The sequence below is a fragment of the Pseudomonas sp. S2_H01 genome, assembly GCF_054668305.1.
Genome location: NZ_CP162756.1, coordinates 3,253,194 through 3,274,511 on the forward strand (window position 1 = coordinate 3,253,194; position 21,318 = coordinate 3,274,511).

The 21,318-nt window shown below is 59.4% G+C and carries 22 protein-coding genes, 1 tRNA gene and 1 pseudogene; 9 read left to right on the forward strand and 15 right to left on the reverse strand.

The features are described 5' to 3' along the window. Positions 1-98 precede the first annotated feature (98 nt). A complete protein-coding gene (locus AB4N84_RS14485) occupies positions 99-914 on the forward strand; it encodes an energy transducer TonB (RefSeq protein WP_460046820.1) in 816 nt (271 codons plus the stop codon). After that, positions 907-1,359 carry a ribosomal protein S18-alanine N-acetyltransferase gene (gene rimI, locus AB4N84_RS14490; protein WP_460046822.1) on the forward strand — a complete coding sequence of 151 codons (453 nt, stop codon included), beginning with the start codon at positions 907-909 and terminating at the stop codon, positions 1,357-1,359. The genes AB4N84_RS14485 and rimI overlap by 8 nt, the downstream gene beginning before the upstream one ends. A 175-nt stretch (positions 1,360-1,534) precedes the next feature. Here rimI and AB4N84_RS14495 read toward each other — a convergent pair whose 3' ends face one another. Next, complete coding sequence (locus AB4N84_RS14495; RefSeq protein WP_460046824.1) at positions 1,535-1,948, reverse strand: serine kinase/phosphatase; 414 nt, start codon at positions 1,946-1,948, stop codon at positions 1,535-1,537. 150 nt (positions 1,949-2,098) lie between these two features. On the opposite strand from AB4N84_RS14495, the gene can reads away from it, so the two are divergent. Beyond that, on the forward strand, positions 2,099-2,740 hold the full coding sequence (gene can / locus AB4N84_RS14500; protein ID WP_074759280.1) for a carbonate dehydratase: 642 nt from the start codon (positions 2,099-2,101) through the stop codon (positions 2,738-2,740). Positions 2,741-2,902: 162 nt separating this feature from the next. On the opposite strand, the gene AB4N84_RS14505 is transcribed toward can, so the two are convergent. Then, positions 2,903-3,778 (reverse strand): methyl-accepting chemotaxis protein, encoded by an 876-nt coding sequence (locus AB4N84_RS14505; protein ID WP_460047025.1) that lies wholly within the window; start codon positions 3,776-3,778, stop codon positions 2,903-2,905. 30 nt (positions 3,779-3,808) lie between these two features. Then, positions 3,809-4,591, reverse strand: a pseudogene (locus AB4N84_RS14510) (MCP four helix bundle domain-containing protein); the annotation flags it as partial. Between the two features lie 260 nt (positions 4,592-4,851). On the opposite strand from AB4N84_RS14510, the gene AB4N84_RS14515 reads away from it, so the two are divergent. Continuing rightward, positions 4,852-5,085 (forward strand): BrnT family toxin, encoded by a 234-nt coding sequence (locus AB4N84_RS14515; protein ID WP_460047026.1) that lies wholly within the window; start codon positions 4,852-4,854, stop codon positions 5,083-5,085. Continuing rightward, positions 5,045-5,326 (forward strand): BrnA antitoxin family protein, encoded by a 282-nt coding sequence (locus AB4N84_RS14520; RefSeq protein WP_074759284.1) that lies wholly within the window; start codon positions 5,045-5,047, stop codon positions 5,324-5,326. Before AB4N84_RS14515 ends, AB4N84_RS14520 begins: the two co-directional genes overlap by 41 nt. A 30-nt stretch (positions 5,327-5,356) precedes the next feature. Here the strand turns inward: AB4N84_RS14520 and AB4N84_RS14525 are convergent, their stop codons facing one another. Further along, positions 5,357-6,007 carry an HD domain-containing protein gene (locus AB4N84_RS14525; protein WP_460046825.1) on the reverse strand — a complete coding sequence of 217 codons (651 nt, stop codon included), beginning with the start codon at positions 6,005-6,007 and terminating at the stop codon, positions 5,357-5,359. Positions 6,008-6,119: 112 nt separating this feature from the next. Beyond that, positions 6,120-6,584, reverse strand: coding sequence for an Lrp/AsnC family transcriptional regulator (locus AB4N84_RS14530; protein ID WP_074759287.1), 465 nt, complete (start codon positions 6,582-6,584; stop codon positions 6,120-6,122). A 122-nt stretch (positions 6,585-6,706) separates the two neighbouring features. Here AB4N84_RS14530 and mdeB point away from each other — a divergent pair, with 122 nt between their 5' ends. Further along, positions 6,707-9,412 (forward strand): alpha-ketoglutarate dehydrogenase, encoded by a 2,706-nt coding sequence (gene mdeB, locus AB4N84_RS14535; protein ID WP_460046826.1) that lies wholly within the window; start codon positions 6,707-6,709, stop codon positions 9,410-9,412. Positions 9,413-9,587: 175 nt separating this feature from the next. Here mdeB and AB4N84_RS14540 read toward each other — a convergent pair whose 3' ends face one another. The 6 genes from AB4N84_RS14540 to AB4N84_RS14565 all read right to left on the reverse strand — a co-directional run bounded on the left by AB4N84_RS14540 (position 9,588) and on the right by AB4N84_RS14565 (position 14,068). Further along, positions 9,588-10,475 carry a metal ABC transporter substrate-binding protein gene (locus tag AB4N84_RS14540; protein ID WP_460046827.1) on the reverse strand — a complete coding sequence of 296 codons (888 nt, stop codon included), beginning with the start codon at positions 10,473-10,475 and terminating at the stop codon, positions 9,588-9,590. Between the two features lie 26 nt (positions 10,476-10,501). Further along, on the reverse strand, positions 10,502-11,371 hold the full coding sequence (locus tag AB4N84_RS14545) for a metal ABC transporter permease (protein ID WP_074759293.1): 870 nt from the start codon (positions 11,369-11,371) through the stop codon (positions 10,502-10,504). Next, the gene (gene aztA / locus AB4N84_RS14550) at positions 11,368-12,120 is read right to left on the reverse strand and encodes a zinc ABC transporter ATP-binding protein AztA (RefSeq protein ID WP_460046828.1); all 753 of its coding nucleotides are present in this window, start codon (positions 12,118-12,120) and stop codon (positions 11,368-11,370) included. Before aztA ends, AB4N84_RS14545 begins: the two co-directional genes overlap by 4 nt. Next, entirely contained in the window at positions 12,117-12,254 is a 138-nt protein-coding gene (locus AB4N84_RS14555) for a hypothetical protein (RefSeq protein WP_460046830.1), read from the reverse strand. The genes aztA and AB4N84_RS14555 overlap by 4 nt, the downstream gene beginning before the upstream one ends. Positions 12,255-12,332: 78 nt before the next feature. Beyond that, positions 12,333-13,604 carry a type II toxin-antitoxin system HipA family toxin gene (locus AB4N84_RS14560; RefSeq protein ID WP_460047028.1) on the reverse strand — a complete coding sequence of 424 codons (1,272 nt, stop codon included), beginning with the start codon at positions 13,602-13,604 and terminating at the stop codon, positions 12,333-12,335. Beyond that, positions 13,604-14,068, reverse strand: a complete 465-nt coding sequence (locus tag AB4N84_RS14565) for a helix-turn-helix domain-containing protein (RefSeq protein ID WP_074759297.1) — start codon at positions 14,066-14,068, stop codon at positions 13,604-13,606. Before AB4N84_RS14565 ends, AB4N84_RS14560 begins: the two co-directional genes overlap by 1 nt. Before the next feature lie 248 nt (positions 14,069-14,316). On the opposite strand from AB4N84_RS14565, the gene AB4N84_RS14570 reads away from it, so the two are divergent. Continuing rightward, positions 14,317-14,925, forward strand: a complete 609-nt coding sequence (locus AB4N84_RS14570; protein WP_460046831.1) for a flavin reductase family protein — start codon at positions 14,317-14,319, stop codon at positions 14,923-14,925. Positions 14,926-15,108: 183 nt separating this feature from the next. On the opposite strand, the gene AB4N84_RS14575 is transcribed toward AB4N84_RS14570, so the two are convergent. Then, positions 15,109-16,689, reverse strand: coding sequence for an aldehyde dehydrogenase (NADP(+)) (locus AB4N84_RS14575; RefSeq protein WP_460046832.1), 1,581 nt, complete (start codon positions 16,687-16,689; stop codon positions 15,109-15,111). Between the two features lie 393 nt (positions 16,690-17,082). Between AB4N84_RS14575 and AB4N84_RS14580 the strand changes: the two genes are divergently transcribed. Beyond that, positions 17,083-17,304 (forward strand): EF-hand domain-containing protein, encoded by a 222-nt coding sequence (locus tag AB4N84_RS14580; protein WP_460046833.1) that lies wholly within the window; start codon positions 17,083-17,085, stop codon positions 17,302-17,304. A 136-nt stretch (positions 17,305-17,440) separates the two neighbouring features. Here the strand turns inward: AB4N84_RS14580 and AB4N84_RS14585 are convergent, their stop codons facing one another. The 3 genes from AB4N84_RS14585 to AB4N84_RS14595 all read right to left on the reverse strand — a co-directional run bounded on the left by AB4N84_RS14585 (position 17,441) and on the right by AB4N84_RS14595 (position 18,777). Continuing rightward, on the reverse strand, positions 17,441-18,145 hold the full coding sequence (locus tag AB4N84_RS14585) for a hypothetical protein (RefSeq protein ID WP_460046835.1): 705 nt from the start codon (positions 18,143-18,145) through the stop codon (positions 17,441-17,443). A 71-nt stretch (positions 18,146-18,216) separates the two neighbouring features. Next, positions 18,217-18,564, reverse strand: coding sequence for a bacteriocin (locus AB4N84_RS14590; protein WP_074759303.1), 348 nt, complete (start codon positions 18,562-18,564; stop codon positions 18,217-18,219). Positions 18,565-18,700: 136 nt separating this feature from the next. Then, a tRNA-Met gene (locus AB4N84_RS14595) sits at positions 18,701-18,777 on the reverse strand. A gap of 1,505 nt (positions 18,778-20,282) precedes the next feature. Between AB4N84_RS14595 and AB4N84_RS14600 the strand changes: the two genes are divergently transcribed. Next, a complete protein-coding gene (locus tag AB4N84_RS14600; RefSeq protein ID WP_425262261.1) occupies positions 20,283-21,290 on the forward strand; it encodes a methyl-accepting chemotaxis protein in 1,008 nt (335 codons plus the stop codon). The last annotated feature ends 28 nt before the right edge of the window (positions 21,291-21,318 follow it).

The window sequence follows — 21,318 nt, forward strand, 5'->3', positions numbered from 1 at the left end:
GCAGCCGATGGTTTTCACCCTCAGTCGATCAACTGCGGCGTGATTCGTCGAAGGTCTGTAGAATCCCCCTCCTGACTTTATCCACAGGTGGCTGTCCCTTGCTCAACGAGCCTCGCCGCCGCGCTTATCTGACCGCCATGCAGGTGGTCAGCTGGCTGCCGCGCACCGAACTGCCCTTTGCCGCGCCTTCGCGTCCGGAGCTGCTTGCGCCATTGCCGGTGTTCGAAGACGCCGCCGTGGAGGACGTGCGTTCGGCCGGTGTCTCGCAGGCAAGCCAGACGCCTGCTGCCAGCAGCCCGGCGCCGGTTGCGCGTACGGTCGAGCGGCCGAAAATCGAGATTCCCCGGCCATCCGCCGCTGTTAAGCCGACGGTTGCCAAGGCTGATAAAGACGAAGACGCTGCTCCAGCCGTCGCCAAGGCTCCAGTTGTGCCGCCGCCACGCTTCGCGCTGCAATTGCTGCGCGCTGGCAAGTGCCTGTTGCTGGTCGAGCTGGCAACCGGCGAGCCGTTTCAGAGTCGTGATCCTTCGTATCTTCTGCTCAAAGACATGTTGCGGGCTGCCGGGCTGCCGGACAGTCCGCAGATTATCGGCGAGCCGGTGCGTTGGCCGTTGCTGGTCCGTGGACAGATGGATCAAGGGCCGGAAGCCGCACGCGACTTTGTTCAAGGGTTTCTCTACGCCCGCACCGAAGAAGAACCTTGCACCTGTTTGTGGCTGATCGGGCTGCCAGCGGTGCGTTTTGCCGGTGAGGCCGACGCCGAATCCTACAATTTAGAATTCCAGGTCGAAGGCCTGGGTTCGGCCTGGGCGCTGCCGGGTCTGGAACTGTTGATGGACGAGCCTCAGCGCAAGGCCGACGTGTGGCGCGCCATGCGTAAGCTGATGGGGCGTTGGAAGAGCGTAAATGAGTGATGCCGTAACGTTTCGCCGCATGACCGAAGCCGATCTGGAAGCGGTATTGAAGATTGAATACGCAGCATTCAGTCACCCTTGGACGCGCGGAATTTTTCTCGATGGTCTGAAATCCTACGAAATCTGGTTGATGTTCGAGGGCAATCAGCAAGTCGGCCATGGCGTGATCAATGTCATTATCGATGAAGCTCATCTGCTCAACATCACCGTCAAGCCTGAAAGCCAGGGCCGTGGTTTGGGGTTGCTGTTGCTGGACAAGTTGATGAAGCGCGCTTATGAGCTCAACGGTCGTGAGTGTTTCCTGGAGCTGCGAGCCAGTAACCAGTCGGCCTATCGGCTGTACGAGCGTTATGGCTTCAACGAAGTGGGCCGCCGTCGAGACTATTACCCGGCGGTTGGCGGGCGCGAAGATGCGCTCGTGATGGCGTGTACGCTGGTTGACTGATTTCGCCCTGCGCCAACACTGCGGGAGCGAATTCATTCGCGAACATTCGTGCATCCGATAGACGTGTATAGCATCCGATAGACGTGTATAGATAGAGATGCATTGGATGCGTGAACGTATCGCGAATGAATTCGCTCCCACAGTTACAAACGTTGTCATTCCTTGAGATTGGATATCACACGCCCGGCTTGCCATCCAGCGGATCCAGAATCGCCATTTCTTCTTCGTCCAGACCGCCGCCCGCGCCGATTTCATCTTCGTCGACAATACTCAAATCAAAGTCTGCCGGTCCGTCTTCTCCTCTCTCTCGGGGAGAGCGCGCGCCGTCTTCGCCGATCAGAATTTCCGGGCTCATGTCATCGTCGGTCGAGTTGTGATCGTCGGTCGATGCGCCGGTCATCCCTGCTTCGCGGACACGTTCGTCGGGAATATAGGTTTCCAGCTCATCCTCGGGGATCATGTCACCAATACGTCCGCTGGGCTCGTTACTGTCGTTGAAGTTGAGCTCTTCCATCGAGCCCATGCGGTCTTCGTTGTCATCGATCGGTTCGGGCTGCGTAGCACCGTAAGGTCGGCGTGAATCGTTCATGGCAAATCCTCATTGTGTGCGGTCTTAATTGGGTGGACCGGGACGCACGTTGAAGATTCCCTCCGGTTCTCGATCGGTAGTGGCAAAACGGAGTGACCTGAAGCGCCGAGCCCCAGTCATAGCTGAGCATCATTTCCGAGGCATCAACGCATGAACGAACTACAAGACTTGATCGACAACAACGAACGTTGGGCTGCTGCCATCAAGGAAGAGGACCCCGAGTTCTTCGCCAAACTGGCTCGCCAACAGACGCCGGAATTCCTCTGGATCGGTTGTTCAGACGCTCGTGTCCCCGCCAATGAAATCGTGGGCATGCTGCCGGGCGATCTGTTCGTCCACCGCAACGTCGCCAACGTCGTGCTGCACACTGACCTGAACTGCCTGTCGGTGATCCAGTACGCGGTCGATGTGCTCAAGGTCAAACATATTCTGGTCACCGGCCACTACGGCTGTGGCGGCGTGCGCGCGTCCATGCAGGACCGCCAGTTCGGCCTGATTGACGGCTGGCTGCGGACGATTCGTGATCTGTACTACGAGAACCGCGAGCTGTTGAGCAAACTGCCGACCGAAGAAGAACAAGTCGACCGCCTGTGCGAGCTAAACGTTATTCAGCAAGTGGCCAACGTTGGTCACACCAGCATCGTGCAGAACGCCTGGCATCGCGGACAGAAACTGTCGATCCATGGTTGCATCTATGGCATCAAGGACGGTCGCTGGAAGAGCCTGAACGCGACGATCAGCGGTTTTGAACAACTGCCGCCGCAATATCGGTTGCGTCCATTGGGTGAGTGATTTGCGAGGTCGTCGCGTCTGGCTGTGACGAAGTGTGTTCGACGTTTGTACGGATCGTGCAGGAGCGCGTTTGCCCGCACTGCGGTGTGGCAGTGACACGGATGTCGCCGGACCGCGATGCAATCGCGGGCAAGCGCGCTCCTGCAGTGTGGCTAGCTCGGTCTACAATACGAACCGCTGCACCATCGTGTTCAGGTCCGTGGCGAGCATGGCCAAGGCGTTGCTGGCCACGGTCGTTTGCTGGGCGCCCGACGCCGATTGTGTCGACAGATCACGAATGCTGCTCAGGTTGCGATCCACTTCGTTGGCGACCGCTGCCTGCTGCTCGGCGGCACTGGCGATCAGGACATTACGATCACTGATGGTCGACGTCGAACTGATGATCACCGTCAACGCCTGACTGGTGGCTGCGGCCTGCTCCAGCGTCTGGCTGGCCTGAGAGGCGGTCACGCGCAGGGTTTCGGCGGTCTCCTGAGTGCTTTTTTGAACATCGTTGATCAGGCTTTCGATCTCGGTGGTCGAGGCGCTGGTGCGTTGGGCCAGTGATCGCACCTCGTCAGCCACGACGGCGAAGCCGCGACCCGCTTCACCCGCGCGAGCGGCTTCGATGGCGGCGTTCAGCGCCAGCAGATTGGTCTGATTGGCGATGGCGCGAATGACTTCGAGGATCTTGCTGATGCTCAAGGTGCGCTCGGCAAGACCATCGGCCTGATGCGAAGAATCGAGGACGTTGTCAGTCAGTTCCTTGATTGAATCGATGGTTCCGGTCAGGCGCAAGCGCCCTTCGGCGGCGGCTTCGTTCGAGGCTTTGGATTCGTTCGACGTGTTGCTGGCGTTATCGGCAACCTCTACGGCCGCCTGACTCATCTGGTTGACCGCCACGGCCGCCTGTTCGATTTCATCGTTTTGCAGCTGCAGGTTTTTTGCACTCGCGTCGGCGATGGCGCCCATTTCCTGTACCGACTGACTCAGCTGGCTGGCGGCGGCGTAAATTTGATCGATGGTACCGTGTAGATTGCTGCGCATTTGGCCGAGCATCTTCAGCAGCTGCGCGGTTTCGTCCTTGCCTTCCGGAATGGGCTGCGGACTCAGGTCGCCTTCGGCAATCGTGCGGGCGATCTGCAGGGATTGGCGCAGAGGGCCGATGATGCTCACGCTCAGGCGCCAAGCCAGTAGCAGCGTCAGCACCAACGCGACAACGATGGCGCTGACCGCGATGATGCGGGTCTGATGGAAACGCGCGCCGCCGGCATCGACGGCCGCCGCGGCGCTTTGCTTGTTCAGCTCTCGGAGCAATTGAACCTGCATGTCCATCAAGTCGCCCTGCATGCTCAGGGTGGTGTTGAGCAGCATGCGCGCGTCGTCGAGCTTGCGCTGCTCGATCAAGCTTGTCTCGTCATGCAACCCTGGCATGAACGCCGCGTAAGCCTCTTGCAGGGCTTTGATGGAGTCGCGTTCGGTGTTGTCCGTGGCATGAGCCAGGTAATCGCTGAAGCTTTTCTCGACCTCGTTCTTCAACTGCTCGATGTTGATCTTGCTGGTCACCACCGCGCCAGGATCGTCAGCATTGGCGATCAGACGCGCGCTTTCCCCGCGCAGCTTGATCAGGTCGATGGCAATAGCATCCGCCATGGCGATACTCGGCAGCGAACCGCTTTCCACCGCCTCACCCTGGTCCCGGATGTTTTGCATCTGCAGCAGACAAAACACACCGAGCGCGACCAGCAACAGGGCGGTCACGCTAAAACACAGCACCAGCCGCTGAGCAATCCGAAAGCGCCGCAAAAAAGCAGGCCTGGAAGAAGGACGGACTAAACCACGGAAAAACCTTTTCACAGCAACCAATCCCATCGAATACACCGGAGACTTGGTTATAGAGACGTTCCGTGATGTCTTTGTGACATCGAAAAAGAAATGTTTCAGAATTGTTGTGTTTTGAGGGCGATCCGATGAACGGTGCGGCTGTGAAAGCCACAAGGCTCTATTCAGGCTTTTTCAGCGTAGGTTGTGGGATCTTTCTGAACCTCTGTCCAAGCCATTGTTAGATTATTTTCTGTACATACAATAATTCGATCCAGATAATCTTCGACATCGTTAAGCGCGACAAAACACTGCTCGAACGTGGTCTTGATTTTGCCGATGCAAATGCTGTGTTTGCGGGTAGGCATCTGACCGCAGAGGATGTGCGGCATGACTATGGCGGGCGCCGCTTCATCACAGTAGGGATGCTGCTGGAGCGTTTGGTCGTTCTGGTCTGGACACCGCGCGGCGCGGCTCGCCGCATCATTTCCATGAGGAAAGCCAATGAGCGCGAACAAAACCTCTATCGGCACCGCCTGGGTTGATCCGGACGATGCTCCTGAACTTTCAGACGCTTTTTTTGAACAAGCGGATGAGTATCAAGGTGAACAGCGGGTCAAACGAGGACGGCCAAAGTCTTCGATTGTGCGCGAGCGCATCACGATTCGTCTTGAGCACGAAGTTGTTCAACAATTCAAAGCCTCCGGCCCGGGCTGGCAAACGCGAATGAACGCTGCGCTGGTGGACTGGCTGAAGACGCATGAACCTTCAGAGATCTCGCTCTGATCGAAATGTCTTCTGCCTTAGGTAGTCAGCTCAGGCCCCGATCTCATCCATGAATTCCTGCAAAAAACGCTGTGCGCGCTCATGCCTCACCTGCGCCATCTGCTTGCCCGTTGCCGTTTGAAAGCCCTGAGCCAGGGTGAAGATCTTGGTCTTGAAGTGATCCACGGCGAAGCGCTTGTCGTCCAGTTCGCGATGTCGTGCCTGTGGGTCGTGAGCGTCGTAGAGCTGGCTGCCCATGCGGCCGGAAACATAGAACAGCCGGGCCACGCCGACCATACCGATCGCATCAAGACGGTCGGCGTCCTGAAGGATTCTGGCTTCCAGCGTAGTAGGCGTAATATTGGCCGAGAAGCTGTGGCATTCGATGGCGTGTGCGACCGCTTGCGTGCGCGCTTCGTCCCAACCCATTTGCGCCAGCAACTCGGTGGCTTTCGCCGCCGCAAGGCGTGACGCACTGGCGCGAAACGGCGAGTTCTTTTCCACGGCCACGCAGTCATGCAGCAGGGTTGCGGCGAGCAACGCTTGATGATCGCCGCCTTCCTTGTCGCGGATCGCGCAGACGTTGCTCCAGACCCGGTGCAGGTGCGAGACGTCGTGAGAACCATCGACTTTTTCGGCCACCGTGTGGGGGATCAGCTTGTCAGCGAGGTCTTGAAACGGCGCGAAAGAGAGGGCGGTCATTGAGCTTCCTTTTCATCAATGCTGGCGGCTGTCGGGTGCGCCAGCATACAGGCATTGACCCGCCGGACCGGCGTCCGGTTCGACAGATGCAGCATCGCCCGGTTCATTGGCATCAAGGCCGCAGCGGCAGAGCGGTTTTGTAACGTACCTGTTTGAGCGAAAGGCTGGAGCGGATCTTCTCCACCTCTGGCATGGGCGACAGGCGTTCGATGATGAAATGTTCGAGGGCCTGCATGTCGGCCATCACCACGCGCAGCAAATAGTCCGCGTCGCCGGTCATCAGGTAGCACTCCATCACTTCTTCGCACTCGCAGACCCGGCGCTCGAAATTCTGCAGCGCTTCGCGGCTTTGCTCTTTCAGGCTGATGGAGATGAACACGTTCAGCCGCAGCCCCAGATGTTCGGGCGCCAGCAGTGCAACGTATTCGCGAATGCAGCCGGAGGCTTCCAGCGCTTTGACACGTGCCAGGCAGGGTGAGGGTGACAGGTGTACGCGTTTGGCGAGTTCAACGTTGGACAGACTGCTGTCTCGTTGCAGCTCGCGAAGGATTTTCAGGTCAATGCTGTCGAAGTTCATCGTGCTTCAATTTTCCTTTTTTAAAGCGTTTTATGCCGTTGAATGGCAATCCTTTTGCTCAGATCGGTCATTAAATCTGCACGCTGAAGCATAGACTTTTCCTTAATCAACGGGAGGTGTCCATGAGCCATTTCGATTCCAGTATTTCCGCAGCCGAGGCCGCGCGAAGCCATCACGATCAGTTGGAAATGAGTGAGTGGCAGGAAGCGCTGATGTCGCTTGTGGATAACGCAGGCCCCGAGCGAGCGCGCGAAATTCTCGACAGGTTGGCGCAATTGGCGCGTGATCCGAAAATCGGCTGGCAGCCTGCATTTGGAACGCCGTACATCAATACGATTGGTGTGGCCCAGCAACCGGCGTTTCCGGGCGATCTGGCCATTGAGGAGCGTCTGGCATCATTGATGCGCTGGAACGCCCTGGCCATGGTGGTGCGCGCCAACCAGGCTTACGGCGAACTGGGTGGACACATCGCCAGCTATGCCAGCGCCGCTGATTTGTTCGAAGTAGGCTTCAACCATTTCTTCCGTGCCAAGGGTGATCAACATGGCGGCGATCTGGTGTTTTATCAGCCGCATTCGGCGCCAGGCATTTATGCGCGGGCGTTTCTCGAAGGACGCTTGAGCGAGGAAGATCTGACGCACTATCGCCAGGAGATCGGAGCGGTGAAAGCCGGTGCTCGCGGTCTCTCAAGTTATCCACACCCCTGGCTGATGCCTGACTTCTGGCAGTTCCCCACTGGCTCCATGGGCATTGGCCCGATCAGCTCGATTTATCAGGCGCGGTTCATGCGCTATCTGCAGCACCGCGGTTTGCAGGACACCTCGACCCGGCATGTCTGGGGCGTCTTCGGCGACGGTGAGATGGATGAGCCGGAAAGCATGTCCGCGCTGACCCTGGCAGCGCGTGAAGGGCTCGACAACCTGACATGGGTGGTCAACTGCAACCTGCAGCGTCTGGACGGGCCGGTGCGAGGCAACGGTCGGATCATCGATGAGCTCGAGGCGTTGTTCAGCGGGGCGGGCTGGAATGTGATCAAGCTGGTCTGGGGTTCTGACTGGGACGCTCTGTTTGCCCGGGATCACGATGGCTCACTGGTCCGCGCGCTGTCGCAGACCGTTGACGGTCAGTTCCAGACCTTCGCGGCCAAGGACGGTGGGTATAACCGCGAGCATTTCTTTGGTCAGAACGAGGCACTGCGTCAACTGGCCCAAGGCCTGACTGACGAGCAGATCGATCGGCTCAAGCGTGGCGGCCATGACCTGGTTAAAATCTTTGCCGCTTATAGCGCTGCCACTCGGCACAAAGGCCGTCCGACCGTGATTCTTGCGCAGACCAAGAAGGGCTTCGGCATGGGGGAGGCCGGGCAAGGCAAGATGACCACGCACCAGCAGAAAAAACTGGATCGTGAAGCGCTGATCAACTTCCGCGACCGCTTCAATTTGCCGCTGACTGACGATCAGGCCGAGGGCCTGAGCTTTATCAAGCCCGAGCGCCACAGCGCAGAAATGCGTTATCTGCAGCAGCGCCGTCAAGCCTTGGGCGGGTCGATGCCCAGCCGTAGCAGCGTCGCGTCAAGCATTGCGGTGCCGGCGCGGGAATCCTGGGCCAGTTTCGCTACGCAGGCGAGTGGCAAGGAGATGTCGACCACGATGGCGTTCGTGCGGATGCTCGGCAACCTGCTCAAGGATAAACAGCTCGGTCCGCGCGTGGTGCCCATCGTGGCGGACGAGGCCCGCACATTCGGCATGGCGAATCTGTTCAAGCAGATCGGGATTTACTCCAGCGTCGGCCAGCGTTACGAGCCTGAGGACATCGGGTCGATTCTGAGTTATCGCGAGGCCACCAACGGCCAGATTCTGGAAGAGGGCATCAGCGAGGCCGGGGCGATCAGTTCGTGGGTGGCGGCGGCCACCAGTTACTCCGCTCATGGCCTGCGCATGCTGCCGTTTTATATCTATTACTCCATGTTCGGCTTTCAGCGTGTCGGCGATCTGATCTGGGCCGCAGCCGATCAGCGTGCGCGTGGATTCTTGCTGGGCGCCACGGCAGGCCGAACCACGCTGGGCGGTGAGGGCTTGCAGCATCAGGACGGCTCCAGTCACCTGATGGCCTCTACCGTACCGAATTGCCGTGCTTACGATCCTGCGTTCGCCGGCGAGTTTGCGGTCATCCTTGATCACGGCATGCGCCAGATGCTGGAGCACGATGTCGATGAGTTCTACTACGTCACGCTGATGAATGAAAACTACGCTCAGCCTTCGCTTTTGGAAGGGGTTGAGTCATCGATCATTCGCGGCATGTACCGTTTCGGTCACCGGGCAGCCGGCAGCGCCCGAGGCAAAGTGCGCCTGATGGGGTCAGGCACGATACTGCGTGAGGTGATTGCAGCCGCTGAGTTGCTGGCGCAGGACTGGCAGATCGACAGCGAAATCTGGAGCGTCACCAGCTTCACCGAGCTGGCGCGAGAGTCACGTGAGGTCGAGCGCTGGAACCGCCTGCATCCTCAGCATGAGAAGCGCGCGAGTCATCTGGATGAGTGTCTGCCCAAAGGCGCCCCTGTGATTGCCGCATCGGACTACGTGCGAGCGCTGCCGCAACTGATCGGGTCTTACGTGACGAGTGATTACACGGTACTGGGCACTGACGGTTTTGGCCGCAGCGACACCCGGGCGCAGTTGCGGGGTTTCTTCGAAGTCGACCGGTATCACATCGTCCTCGCGGCCGTGACCGCGTTGGTGGAGGAGGGGACGTTGGCGGCTGATGTTGCCGTTCAAGTGATCGAGAAATACGGGATTGAGGCTGACAGCGAAGCGTCTTGGGCGTGCTGACTTTGCGCGGAACAACCTGTGGGAGCGAATTCATTCGCGAAAAATAGTTCGGCCGACACAGCTTTATCGGCTGTACCGCCGCCTCGCGAATGAATTCGCTCCCACCGTTAAAGATTGCGCCGTGACAGAGAGAGATGATCATTTCGGTTCAGTGATGCAGCAATCATCCCGGTCATTACTGCCCTTTCATCGCCGCCGTTAATTTGTCCACGTTGTAGCGAAACATCTTCACGTAGGTGGGTGCCGGGCCGTCGGCAGGCGACAACGACTCCACGTACAACTCACCGCCCGGGTGCGCGCCGCTGGCTTTTGCGATCTGCTGCACCAGGCGCGGGTCGCCGGAGTTCTCGAAGAAGTAAGCGCTGACATGTTCATGCTTGATCTGAGTGATCAACTTGCCGACATCAGCGGCTGACGCTTCGGTTTCCGTCGAAAAACCCAGCGGCGACAGGAAGGTCACGCCGTAGGCGTGACCGAAATAGCCAAAGGCATCGTGAGAAGTCAGCACCTTGCGCTGCGCGACCGGGATGGCGTTGATCTGCGCACGTGCGTAGGCGTCCATGTCCTGCAATTGCGCGATGTACTTGTCGCCATTTGCCTTGTAGTCAGCCGCATTTTCCGGGTCGGCTTTCTGCAGTGCTTTGATGATATTTCTGACGTAGACGATGCCGTTTACCGCGCTATTCCAGGCATGCGGGTCGGTGATTTTCTTCCCGTCTTCTTCCATGCTGCGGGTCATGATTCCGTTGGACAGCACCACCGGTTCGCCCTTGTAACCGGACGCCGTGATCAGGCGGTCCAGCCAGCCTTCCAGATGCAGACCGCTGACGAACACCACGTCGGCTTTCTTCAAGGCCTGCGCGTCATTGGGTGTCGGCTCATAGACATGTGGGTCGCCATTGGGCCCGATCAGCGAGGTGACGTGGACGTGATCGCCGCCCACGTTGTGCACCATGTCGGCGATGACCGTGAAGGATGCGACGGTTTCCAGGGTTTTTGCCTGGGCGAAGTTGGCCAGGCCCGACAACGCCAGTGCGGCGGTCAGAAGCGTCAAACGTTTCATGTGATTTCCTTGCGATGAGAGAACGATCAGCCGGACAGGTGAACCCTCGGGAACAGACGGCGCAGAAAACCGCTGCGTCCAAAGAACAGTGAGAACAGGTAGAAGGCGCTGGCGGTCAGGACGATGGCCGGCCCCGACGCCACGCTGGCGTGGTAGGAAACGATCAGGCCGATGAAGCCGGACAGCGTTGCGACGACGGTAGAAATCACGATCATGCCGGTTAGCGAGCTCGACCAGAAACGCGCAACGGTCGCTGGCAGCATCATCATGCCGACGGCCATCAGCGTGCCCAGGGCCTGAAAGCCCGCGACCAGGTTAAGCACCACCAACAGCAGAAACAGCACGTGATACAGCGATCCGCGCCCGCCGACAGCCCTCAGAAAACCGGGATCGAAGCATTCCAGGATCAGCGGACGGTAGATCAGCGCGAGCAATATCAGCGTGAAGGAGGCGATGGCGCCGACCATGAAGATGGCCTGATCGTCGATGGCCAGAATGGTGCCGAACAGCACGTGCAGCAGGTCGACGTTGGAACCGTGAAGCGAGACGATCAGGACCCCGGCGGCGAGCGATGTCAGGTAGAAACTGGCGAAGCTGGCGTCCTCGCGCAGGGTGGTGAAACGACTGACCAGGCCCGACAGCAGTGCGACGGCAAGCCCGGCAATCAATCCGCCAAACCCCATCGCTGGCAGTGACAGCCCTGCGAACAGGAAGCCCACCGCCGCGCCCGGCAGAACCGCGTGGCTCATGGCATCACCCACCAGACTCATGCGCCGAAGCATCAACAGCACGCCGACGGGGCCTGAGCCGATACCCAATGCCAGGCAAGCCACCAGCGCGCGGCGCATGAAACCGAAATCGACAAAGGGCTGAATCAGCAGGCTATAGAGCGTCACAGCGCTGCCTCCTGTTCGACATCGCACGCTTGCGCGTCAGGGCTCCAGTGCTCGGCCATGTTCTTGGCGCGGCGCAAGTTGTCGGCATGGAGGATGTCGGCGGTGTTGCCCCACGCGATGATTTCGCGAGCCAGCAGCAACGTGCTGGGGAAATGCTGGCGGACTTGTTCGATGTCATGCAGCACCGCGATCACGGTACGGCCTTGACCGTGCCAGGTGCTGATCAGCTTGAGCAGGTCGCGCGTGGTACGGGCGTCGATGGCCGTAAAGGGCTCATCCAGCAGGATCACCGACGCGTCCTGCAACAACAGTCGGGCGAACAGCACCCGCTGGAATTGCCCCGATGACAATGAGCTGATGCTGCGCTCTTCGAAGCCTTCCAGACCCACCGCTTTCAACGCTTCTTGTGCCTGTTCGGCATGCTTGCGCGAGGCGCCACGAAACGCACCGATACTGCGCCAGGCGCCCATCATCACGGTGTCCGCCACGCTCAACGGAAAGCTGCGATCAATTTCGGCGGCCTGTGGCAGATAGCCGATGTGGCGGGTCGCCAGACTGCCACGGTCCACGCGTCCCATGGCAGGTTTCAAGGTGCCGGCGATGGCTTTGATCAAGGTCGATTTGCCCGCGCCGTTGGGCCCGACAATCGCCGTGAGGCTCCCGGCGGCGAATCGCCCGCTGACGTGATGCACCGCCGGGCGGCGTTCGTACGTGACCGTGAGGTCGTGCAGATCGATTGCCGCACTCATGGAATCGCCACCGCCCACGCAATGCCGATCCACAACAGCGCAAGCAAGGTCAGTGAAACCAGCACGCGCTTACCTGCGGACTGAGCGAGCGCGGACGTCGCGATATTCGGGGAAAGTCGAGGAGCAGGATTCACGGAAAGGCGCCTGAAATGTTTTGTTATACTATTACATCACTATTTTCAGGCGAGAGGGAAGGGGTATTTTGGAGCGATTCAGGAATGCGACAGTTTGAACGCTTCGCCGATGAGTGCTTGCTCGATGCGAGGGATACGCAATGCGTGCGCCAGTGTCGGCCACTGCCTGATGATGGCTTTGAATCTCGCAATGGTGTCGTCAGCTTCGTTGAGCCGCACACGAAACAAGGTGCAGACCGACCGTACCAATTCAAGGTCGAGTGCGTTGTCGACCTCACTCACGTTGAGTTTCAAAGCTTGCCCGTAGGGATCGGGATTCATGTCGTAAGCGGGTGATAAGCGCCACCCTGCGCCGGGTTCGAGGATAAAGCCGTGGTTACGCAAATGGTCATCGGTGTTGGACACCATCATGTTGAACACGATGCGGTTCCAGAGCTCCTTCAGGTCAGCGTTGGTACTGGCTCCGTGGGTAATCAAAACTTCCGCCAGTTCCAGATAGCTGACTCCTGCGGACGCGTCCTCGCCATCTTTGTGATGGGTAAGGGTCATGGCTGAAGCAAAATGCAGACGCCTGCCTTCGGGGGTTCGATCAAAACGCTTTATCCGAAAACAATGATGCTCGCTCGCGTAGCGTTCAGCGTCCATGGGGGCGACCCTGAGTCCGCAGGCCTCTGCCAGTGTGCCAACGATCAATTCCCATGCGCCCACGTCATGTTCATCTCTGACACTGGGAAATTTGGCGATCCACAGGTTTTTCTGAGTGTCTACCACGCTGGCTTTGGGGCGCGCGCCACCGAGAGAACCGCCCGGCGCTATTAACTGCCGAATCCATTCGTCGCCTTCCGCTGCGGTGTTATCCACGTCACTTTCAAGGGCTCTGCTGACGGCTTCCAGTTCGCGTAGCTGAATAAGCGGAGGCGCGGCGAGGTCGTGCTGGTTGTCGAGAAATGGACCCGTGTCGTCCAGCTTGAACCGCAAGGCGCCGACTCGATAAGCGTCGTGTACACCGAGCAGAAAGTCGGATTCGAAAAGACGAGTGGATGATGGGAGCACACCTGCACGCTTCTCGCGCTCCAGCCTGCGTTTCATCAACATACGGCCCCAACGGTCGGGGCTTGAATCGGCAAATACGCCGAAGATATCCCGACCGGGAGATGGATATTGTGGGCCCTCAAAGGGCAGCACGCCGGGGTCGAGGGTGATGGCGCAAAGCTGCGTATCGGATAACGCATCGTGGTCGTATTCGAAGTCGAACACTTCACGGGGCCCGCTGCGCCGTGCGTGCAAGAACCCCAGTCGCCGTGGTGTGGGCAGGTTGGCCCAGTCGGCATAGACCGCGATTGTCGTCATCATTCCTTCCCGTTGTCCGTGTCTTGTCCGGGCTGGATAAGCAAGGACGTCAGTCTTGAAGCGGGCGTGATGGTCGCATGCCTGGATGAGGGAGCGTTATCCGAGCCGTCCTGATCCGATGTAGGAGAGGGACGTTTTTTTGTGGCAGATGTGCTGTCGAATTTCTTGCGAGGCACCGTGACCAAGTCAGCGTCCTGCAATTGCCGCCCCGTTTCGTCCGCTTTGGCGAGCAGGCCCAGATCCTGCTCCAGTCCCAATACTTGCATCACGGACAGGTACGCACCCATCGTCACTCCCGCGCCTCCACGCTCCAATGCGCGCAATGTCATCTGGGACATGCCGGAGCGCTCCGCGACACGTTTTGCCGTGAGCTTGCGGCGCAGGCGCGCTAATTTCAGCCGCTCGCCAAAGTCTTCGAGAAGTCGGGTCGTGCCCGGAAGCAGTGGCGCCGTCGTTTTTGCCATGTGCAATTATTCCTTCACATTATTGGCGATAATGCTGGAATATTAGCAGCTGTTAGCGAGTCTCCAAATGAAATGCAACAATCCGGGTTTTTTAACGATTTTAATGAAGAAACGGTCGCTATCAGGTATGGCTGGATGGCGTATGTGAGGTCCTGCCGGCTAGTGACAGTGTTTTCCTGAATCCTCAATCCATGTAATTTCATCACCCCAGCTTCCAAGCCTTCCCTCCCTAATGCAGGATCATCCCCATGACCGCCGCACATCGCCGTCCCGTCCCCCTTGCCAAATGCTATCGCTTGCTTAATCACGGTCCGACCGTTCTGGTGAGCGCGGCGCATAACGGCCGGCGCAACATCATGGCGGCGGCGTGGGCGATGCCGCTGGATTTTCAGCCGCCCAAGGTCACGGTGGTGCTGGATAAGTCGGTATGGACCCGGCAGCTGGTGGAAGGCTCTGGGACGTTCGTGATTAACGTGCCGACGATCAGTCAGCTCGACATCGTCGAAACGGTGGGCTCGACGTCGGGGCTGGAAATCTCTCAGGAAAAGGACCTCGACAAGTTCAAGGCGTATGGCCTGCAGACGTTTACGGGTGACGTCGTCGATGGGGCGCTGCTGGAAGGGTGCGCCGCGTGGCTGGAATGCCGATTGATGCCGGAGCCGCACAACCAGAATCAGTACGACCTGTTCATTGGTGAAGTGGTGGCGGCCTGGGCAGACGAGCGCGTGTTTTCCGACGGGCACTGGCATTTCGAGGGTCATGATGAGCTACGCACGCTGCATCATGTGGCGGGCGGGCACTTCCTGGTGATCGGTGATGAGGTCGTCGGCAAGGTCCTGGAACGGGCTGAAGAGTGATTAACCCATCGGGATGGCAGCAAAGTTACGATCTGCGTACATCAAATCCTGTGTGGGCGTGAGCTTGCTCGCGACAGCGTCGTGTCAGGCTACATCAGTGCACCGGACGTTTCGCAATCGCGAGCAAGCTCACGCCTTCAGGTAAGCGCTGCATCCGACGGCAGCTATAGAGCGGCAGTGCGGTCAGTCCTTGACCAACTGACCGTTCACCAGGCGCCAGGTCTTCAGCGGGTTGCTGTGCTGAAGGGCTGGCGGCAGCAGCGAGTCCGGGACGCTTTGATAGCAAACAGGCCGCAGGAAGCGATCAATGGCGGTGGCGCCGACCGAGGTGCTGCGACTGTCGGAGGTTGCCGGGAACGGGCCGCCGTGAACCATCGAATAGCTCACTTCGACGCCCGTCGGGAAGTCATTGAACAGAATTCGCCCGGCCTTGCGCTCCAGTGTCGGCATCAACGCTTGGGCGATCGCCTGATCACCGTCGTCGAAATGCAGAGTGACGGTCAGTTGCCCGTCGAACTTCGCGGCCACTTTCTGCAGGTCGGCCGTGTCCTTGCAGACGATCAGCAGTGCGCTCGGCCCGAAGTTTTCGTCTTCCAGCCCCGGATTGGCGAGGAAGGTCGCTGAGTCGGTGCGGAAAAACGCGGGCCGCGCCTGGAACGAGCCTTCAGCCTCTCGACCTTCGGCTACCAGCGTCACGCCCGAGGCTTTGTGCAGATTGTTCAGGCCGTTGCAGTAGGCGCCATGAATGTTGGGCGTCAGCATGGTGGTCGGTGTCTTGTCGGCCAACGCGGTCGCAGCGGCGGACACGAACGTCTCCAGCGCATCGCTTTCCAGTGCCAGCAGGATGCCAGGGTTGGTGCAGAACTGACCTGCGCCCAGTACCAGCGATTCGACGAAGCCCTTGGCGATACTTTCGCCACGCGCAGACAGCGCGGCCGGCAACAGAAACACCGGGTTGATGCTGCTCATCTCCGCATAGACCGGAATCGGCACCGGACGCGCCTGAGCGGCCGCGACCAGCGCAAGACCGCCACGGCGTGAGCCAGTGAAGCCGACGGCTGAAATCAGCGGATGGCTGACGAGGGCCTGGCCAACGGAGATGTCCTTGTCGATCAGCATGGAAAACACGCCTTCGGGCATGCCGGTATCCCGTGCAGCTTTCTGAATGACGCGAGCGACCAGTTCGCTGGTGCCCAAGTGCGCGGGGTGCGCCTTGACGATGACGGGGCAACCTGCCGCCAGCGCTGACGCCGTGTCGCCGCCCGCCACCGAAAAGGCCAAGGGAAAGTTGCTGGCGCCAAACACTGCGACCGGTCCCAGACCGATGCGACGCAGACGCAGGTCGGCGCGCGGCAGTGGTTGACGGTCGGGCAGGGCGGTGTCGACCACCGCGCCGTGCCAACGACCGTCGCGCAGCAGGCTGGCGAACAGCTTGAGCTGGTTGACGGTGCGCATCCGTTCGCCTTCCAGGCGCGGTTTTGGCAGGCCGCTTTCAACATGAACGCGCTCGGTCAGCGTGTCGCCTAGATCCAACAGACCTTGGGCGATGGCTTCGAGGAAGGCCGCCCGTTGTTCATCACTGAGTTGGCGGTAGGGGTCGAACGACGCTTCGGCCAGTTCACACGCGGTGTTCACATCGTCCGGCGTGCTGGCGCCAAACGCGGGTGACAGTTCTTCTCCCGTGGTGGCGGCCAGCGCGAACACCTCGCCTCCCTGACCACGAACCGCACGTTGACCGATGATCGTTTCACCAAGAATCTGCATTGCTCAACACCTCTTATTCAAGACGAGCCTGGGTATGTTCTATCGCTGTGGGACGCGTAGCTGACTCAGCGCAAAGACGATGGCCCTGTTGTAGCAGATTAGTGCTGTTTCAGGGCCAGTCATGTGACCGGTAACAAAGGCCATAAACCTTAGCCTATTGCGCGGGTCTTGAAGAAACGATTTCTCGTTCGATGAGCATGAGGGACTGCTCAGAGAATGCTACAAGCCCGTCGAACCAGCGCATCACTTCGAGTGCGTGCGGTTCAAGAGGCCTCAGTGTTCGCGCTGGCGTGTCATTTCTGACAGTAGACGTCTGCATAAAGAAGGCAAAAAATCGTGCCTGCAGCCATGCATTCTGGCAGGCCGCTTACCTATCACTGAAGGGAATCCAAAATGGCCATTTTGACATCAGATCAACTTGAAAGAGCAAAGAAAGCATTCAGCAGTTGGGATACCAATGGGGACAAAACGCTGACCGTCGAAGAGTTCAGTGCAGCGTTGAAGCCATATTTGACGGATGAGACCCTCGCAAAGTTGCTCAAAGCGGTGAACCCGAACGGGGATAACGTCATCAGCTGGGAAGAGTTTCTCAAGGACTACGAGAGCGATCTCTGACATCAATCCCCCTGCACCGCCGAAGCTTTCGCTGGACAGGGGGCGAGTGCCTTGAAGTCACCTGACTTGCCGGTTTTGGCAGTTTTGATCACGCCGGCGCCGGCAAGCCAACAGGCTACAGAGATGCAGTCAGTCGTTACTGCTGAACCGCGCTATACCCTTCAAACGCAACCTGCTGCTGAATCGCGCTGACGATGTTCTTGCGCGTGGCAGGCTGTTGATTACCGTCGCGGTCCACGAAAACATCGCTTTGCAGTTCGGCATCGTCGCCTTCACCCACAAAGGTGAAACCGAGGAATTCGAAGGCTTCACGGTCGACGTTGGCTTTCGAGCGCGGGGTGCGCAGGGGCAGGGTGACGCTGGTGCCGTCTTTGCTGATGACGAACACCTCAGCCTCTTTCTTCGCGCGTGCGGCTTTGCTTTTGCCGCCGCTCGGGTTGCTGACGGCCTGGTGTGTCTGGTTCAGGACCTTCAGGGCCAGGCTGTAGACCAGCTCCTGGAAACTGGGGTCGTCCTTGTAGCTGGACAGAATCCGGCTGATCGGGAACTTCGTACTGAGGTCTTCCAGCGCGGCCATGTCGGCGGCTTCTGCATCCTTGAGCTGCTTGAGTTGCCCCATCAGCTCGTAGGCCTGGTCATCATCGAAGCGGTCATGGGCCTGACGGATCGCAACGCGAAGCTCACGAATCTGATCGCTTTCTTTAGCGCTTTGGAAGGCATCGAGGACCATTTCGCTGATGGTTTTTGCCTGCGGCACATGCTGTGAAAGATTGATGGCGTCTTCGTAGGCCTGCTTGGCAGAGCGCGCGGGCGCTGCTACGTCGGTATGGGAATCAGACATTGAACATCCATTACTTCATTAACGGGGTTTGATCGCGAAACGCACGCTGGCGCTTCGCGACGGAGGGTAATTTATTTACCGCCCAAAGCACCACCCGCAGCGCCACCCAGGCCTGCGCCGATGGTGCCGCCTGTGCTGCCGCCCAGTTTGTTACCGATTACCGAGCCCGCAGCGCCACCCAGACCTCCGCCAACGGCCGCACGGGTCTTGTGGCCTTTTTTCGCGGCAACTGCACCACCGGCAGCGCCCGCCAGGCCTGCACCGATGGCCGCGCCATTGCTGCCGCCCATTTGTTGACCGACGACGTTACCCAGTGCGCCGCCCAGGCCGCCACCCAATGCGGCGTTGGTGCCGCTGCCTGCCATTGCGCCTTGAGAAACCAGAAGACCCAGAACCAGTGCAGGAAGTGTGAATCGCATGAACTCGACCTCAGAAAAGGGACAGCGCTATGAAGTGATGTCGTTGATGAAGCGGGTTGCCCGGCCAGTCAGTGCTTCGATAACCGGAACGCCAGAAACAACAAAGCCCGCACGAGGCGGGCTTTGTTGAGGTACTTGGTGGCTACACAGGGACTTGAACCCCGGACCCCAGCATTATGAATGCTATGCTCTAACCAACTGAGCTATGTAGCCAAGTGGCGCGCATTATTCGCTCAGATCGGGGATGTGTCAAGCGTCTCTATAAAAAATTTATGCGTGTGATCAATTGGTTAGGATTTTCCCTCTGAAATCCCCTGGCCGAGTCGAGATGCCCGTCACCGAGGTGACAGTTTTGTCGGGCGACCTGAGTGGTTTTGCCCCACTCTTGTGCACGCGCTCTGCACCTTCTTCGTTCACATGCCCGTTTAGATGGCTTCGTGCTACCGGTCCGTTTCTTGCTTGAGCCTGCCGACCGTGCACTCTGCAGTGCTGACTCTGTCGCGCGCGGCGTCGCCAACCCGATAATGACTGCACGCGTCTCCGGCATAGGAGACGGGCGGTTGTCGTTTTTAAAACAAAGACATGGCATTTTGCCGGTAACAATGTGAGGCAACATCTGCCGTGGTCACGAGTCGCGGTGGCGGGTTGTCCGTGAGGAGTAGTCGGACATGCAAAGTCTTTTGTCGCCAGGAATCCGTCTGCTCGGACGTTTTGGATTTGCACGCAAGTTTCAGGTGCTGTTTTTCCTGTTCATCCTGCCGCTGGCCGGAAGCCTGTGGATGATCGGGCAGGACTACCGCAGCAAGCTGGCCGTGATTTCCGATGAGCAGTCCGGGGTTCGTCAGTTGTTGGCGCTCGATGCACTGGATGCCCAGCTGACTGCCCAACGTAACCGCGCGGCTCGCTGGAAGGCGGCGGATATTCTTCACGACCCTACTCCCGCGGCGAAGGCAGCCATGGCTGCGCTGGACGCTGCCAACCCGGTCCTGGGTCAGACGCTTGCGGCGCTGGGCGATGAGCTCAAGGCGCAGCATGCCAGTGCAGACATCATGGCGCGTTTCCAGGCGCTGCAAGCGACCGTCAAGGGCATGGACTCCGAGGCGTTGCGCACCGTCGGCTGGTGGCCGGACGGCTACGACCGTTTCACTTCGGCGCTAACCGCGTTGCAAAGCCTGCGTGAACAGATCGCCATGGACACCGGGCTGATTCTCGACCCTTGGCTCGAAACCTATCTGCTGATGCAGGTTTCCACACAGCAGGCGCCGGATCTGATCGAGCGTGTCGGGCGTATGGCGAGTGTGGGGCAGTCCTCGGTGGCGTCGGGTCAGTTCACGCTTCAGAGTCGCCTGCAGATGCGCGACCTGCGCAGTCGTATCGGCGATGCTCGTGATCAACTGGTCAAGGCCGCCGCGTCGTTGCAAGCCAAGTCGTACCCCGGCATGGAAACCTGGACCGGCCGTTACAACGACAGCCTTCAGCGCCTGGACAGTGAGCTGAAAGTGCTGGACGAGGGCGTGTTCGGCGGCGCAATCAAACTGGACACCGCTGCATTCGAGCGCAGCGTCGACAGCACCCTCGAAGCACTGGCTGCGTTGCGCAATCAGTCGCTCACGTCGCTGGACAGCCGACTGGATTACTACCATGACAGCGCGATCAAACAGTTCGTGCCGGTGGCCGCGACGTTCAGCCTTCTGGCCCTGGCTGCGCTTTATCTCTTCATGTGCCTGCAGGCTTCGATTCGCCGCAGCGCCAAAGGCATCACGACGCTGGCCGAGTCGCTGCGTGACGGTAATCTGTGTGTCGAAGTGGCGGTCGAAGGCCGCGATGAGCTCGCCGCGATCAGCACGGCGCTCAACGTCGCGGTCGTGCAGCTGCGCACCAGCCTGCTGGGGGTCAACCATGAAACCCAGCAACTGGGCTCAGCCGTTCTGACGCTCAATTCGCAGTCCGGCAGCACGCTCAATGAAGTTGAAGATCAACAGCAGCAGATCAGTCAGATTGCAGCGGCCGCCACCCAGTTGGCGGCGACGTCCCTGGGCGTTGCGAAGAGCTGCGAAGAAGCGTCCGGCAGCGCTCAACACACGCGCCAGATTGCCGAAGACAGCAGCCGGGACAGTCAGCGCACCACGGCCAGTATCCAGCAGCTCAATCAACGACTGACCGACACGGCTAATGCGCTGAGCAAGGTCAGCGAGCAGGGGCAACAGATTCAGTCGGTGGTCGACACCATCCGCGGCATCGCCGAGCAGACTAACCTGCTGGCGCTTAACGCGGCCATCGAAGCGGCACGCGCGGGCGAACAAGGGCGAGGGTTTGCTGTGGTGGCCGATGAGGTGCGCAGCCTGTCGCAACGCACGCAGGCGTCTACCGCGCAAATCGCCGGCACGGTCGACAGCCTGCGCGCCACCGTGAGCCAGGCCGTCAGTCTGATGGAAGCGGCTTGTGGTCAGGCGGTCACTGATGCGCAGTCGGTCACTGGCCTTGGCGAGCGTCTTGGAGAGATCGCCAGCGCCGTGCAGATCGTCACCGACACGCTGGCGCAGATCGCCACCGCGGTGGAGGAACAGGCCGCCACAGCGGACGAGGTCAGCGGCAATATTCAGCAAGTGGATCAGGCGGCAGGGCGATTGCTCGATGGCGCGCGGGCGGTGAACCACGCAGCCGATACGCTGAGCAGAGGCAGTCGGGCGTTGAGTGACAATACCTCGCGGTTCCAGTTGGGCTGAACGGCGAGGTTGTGAGGCGGCACTCATA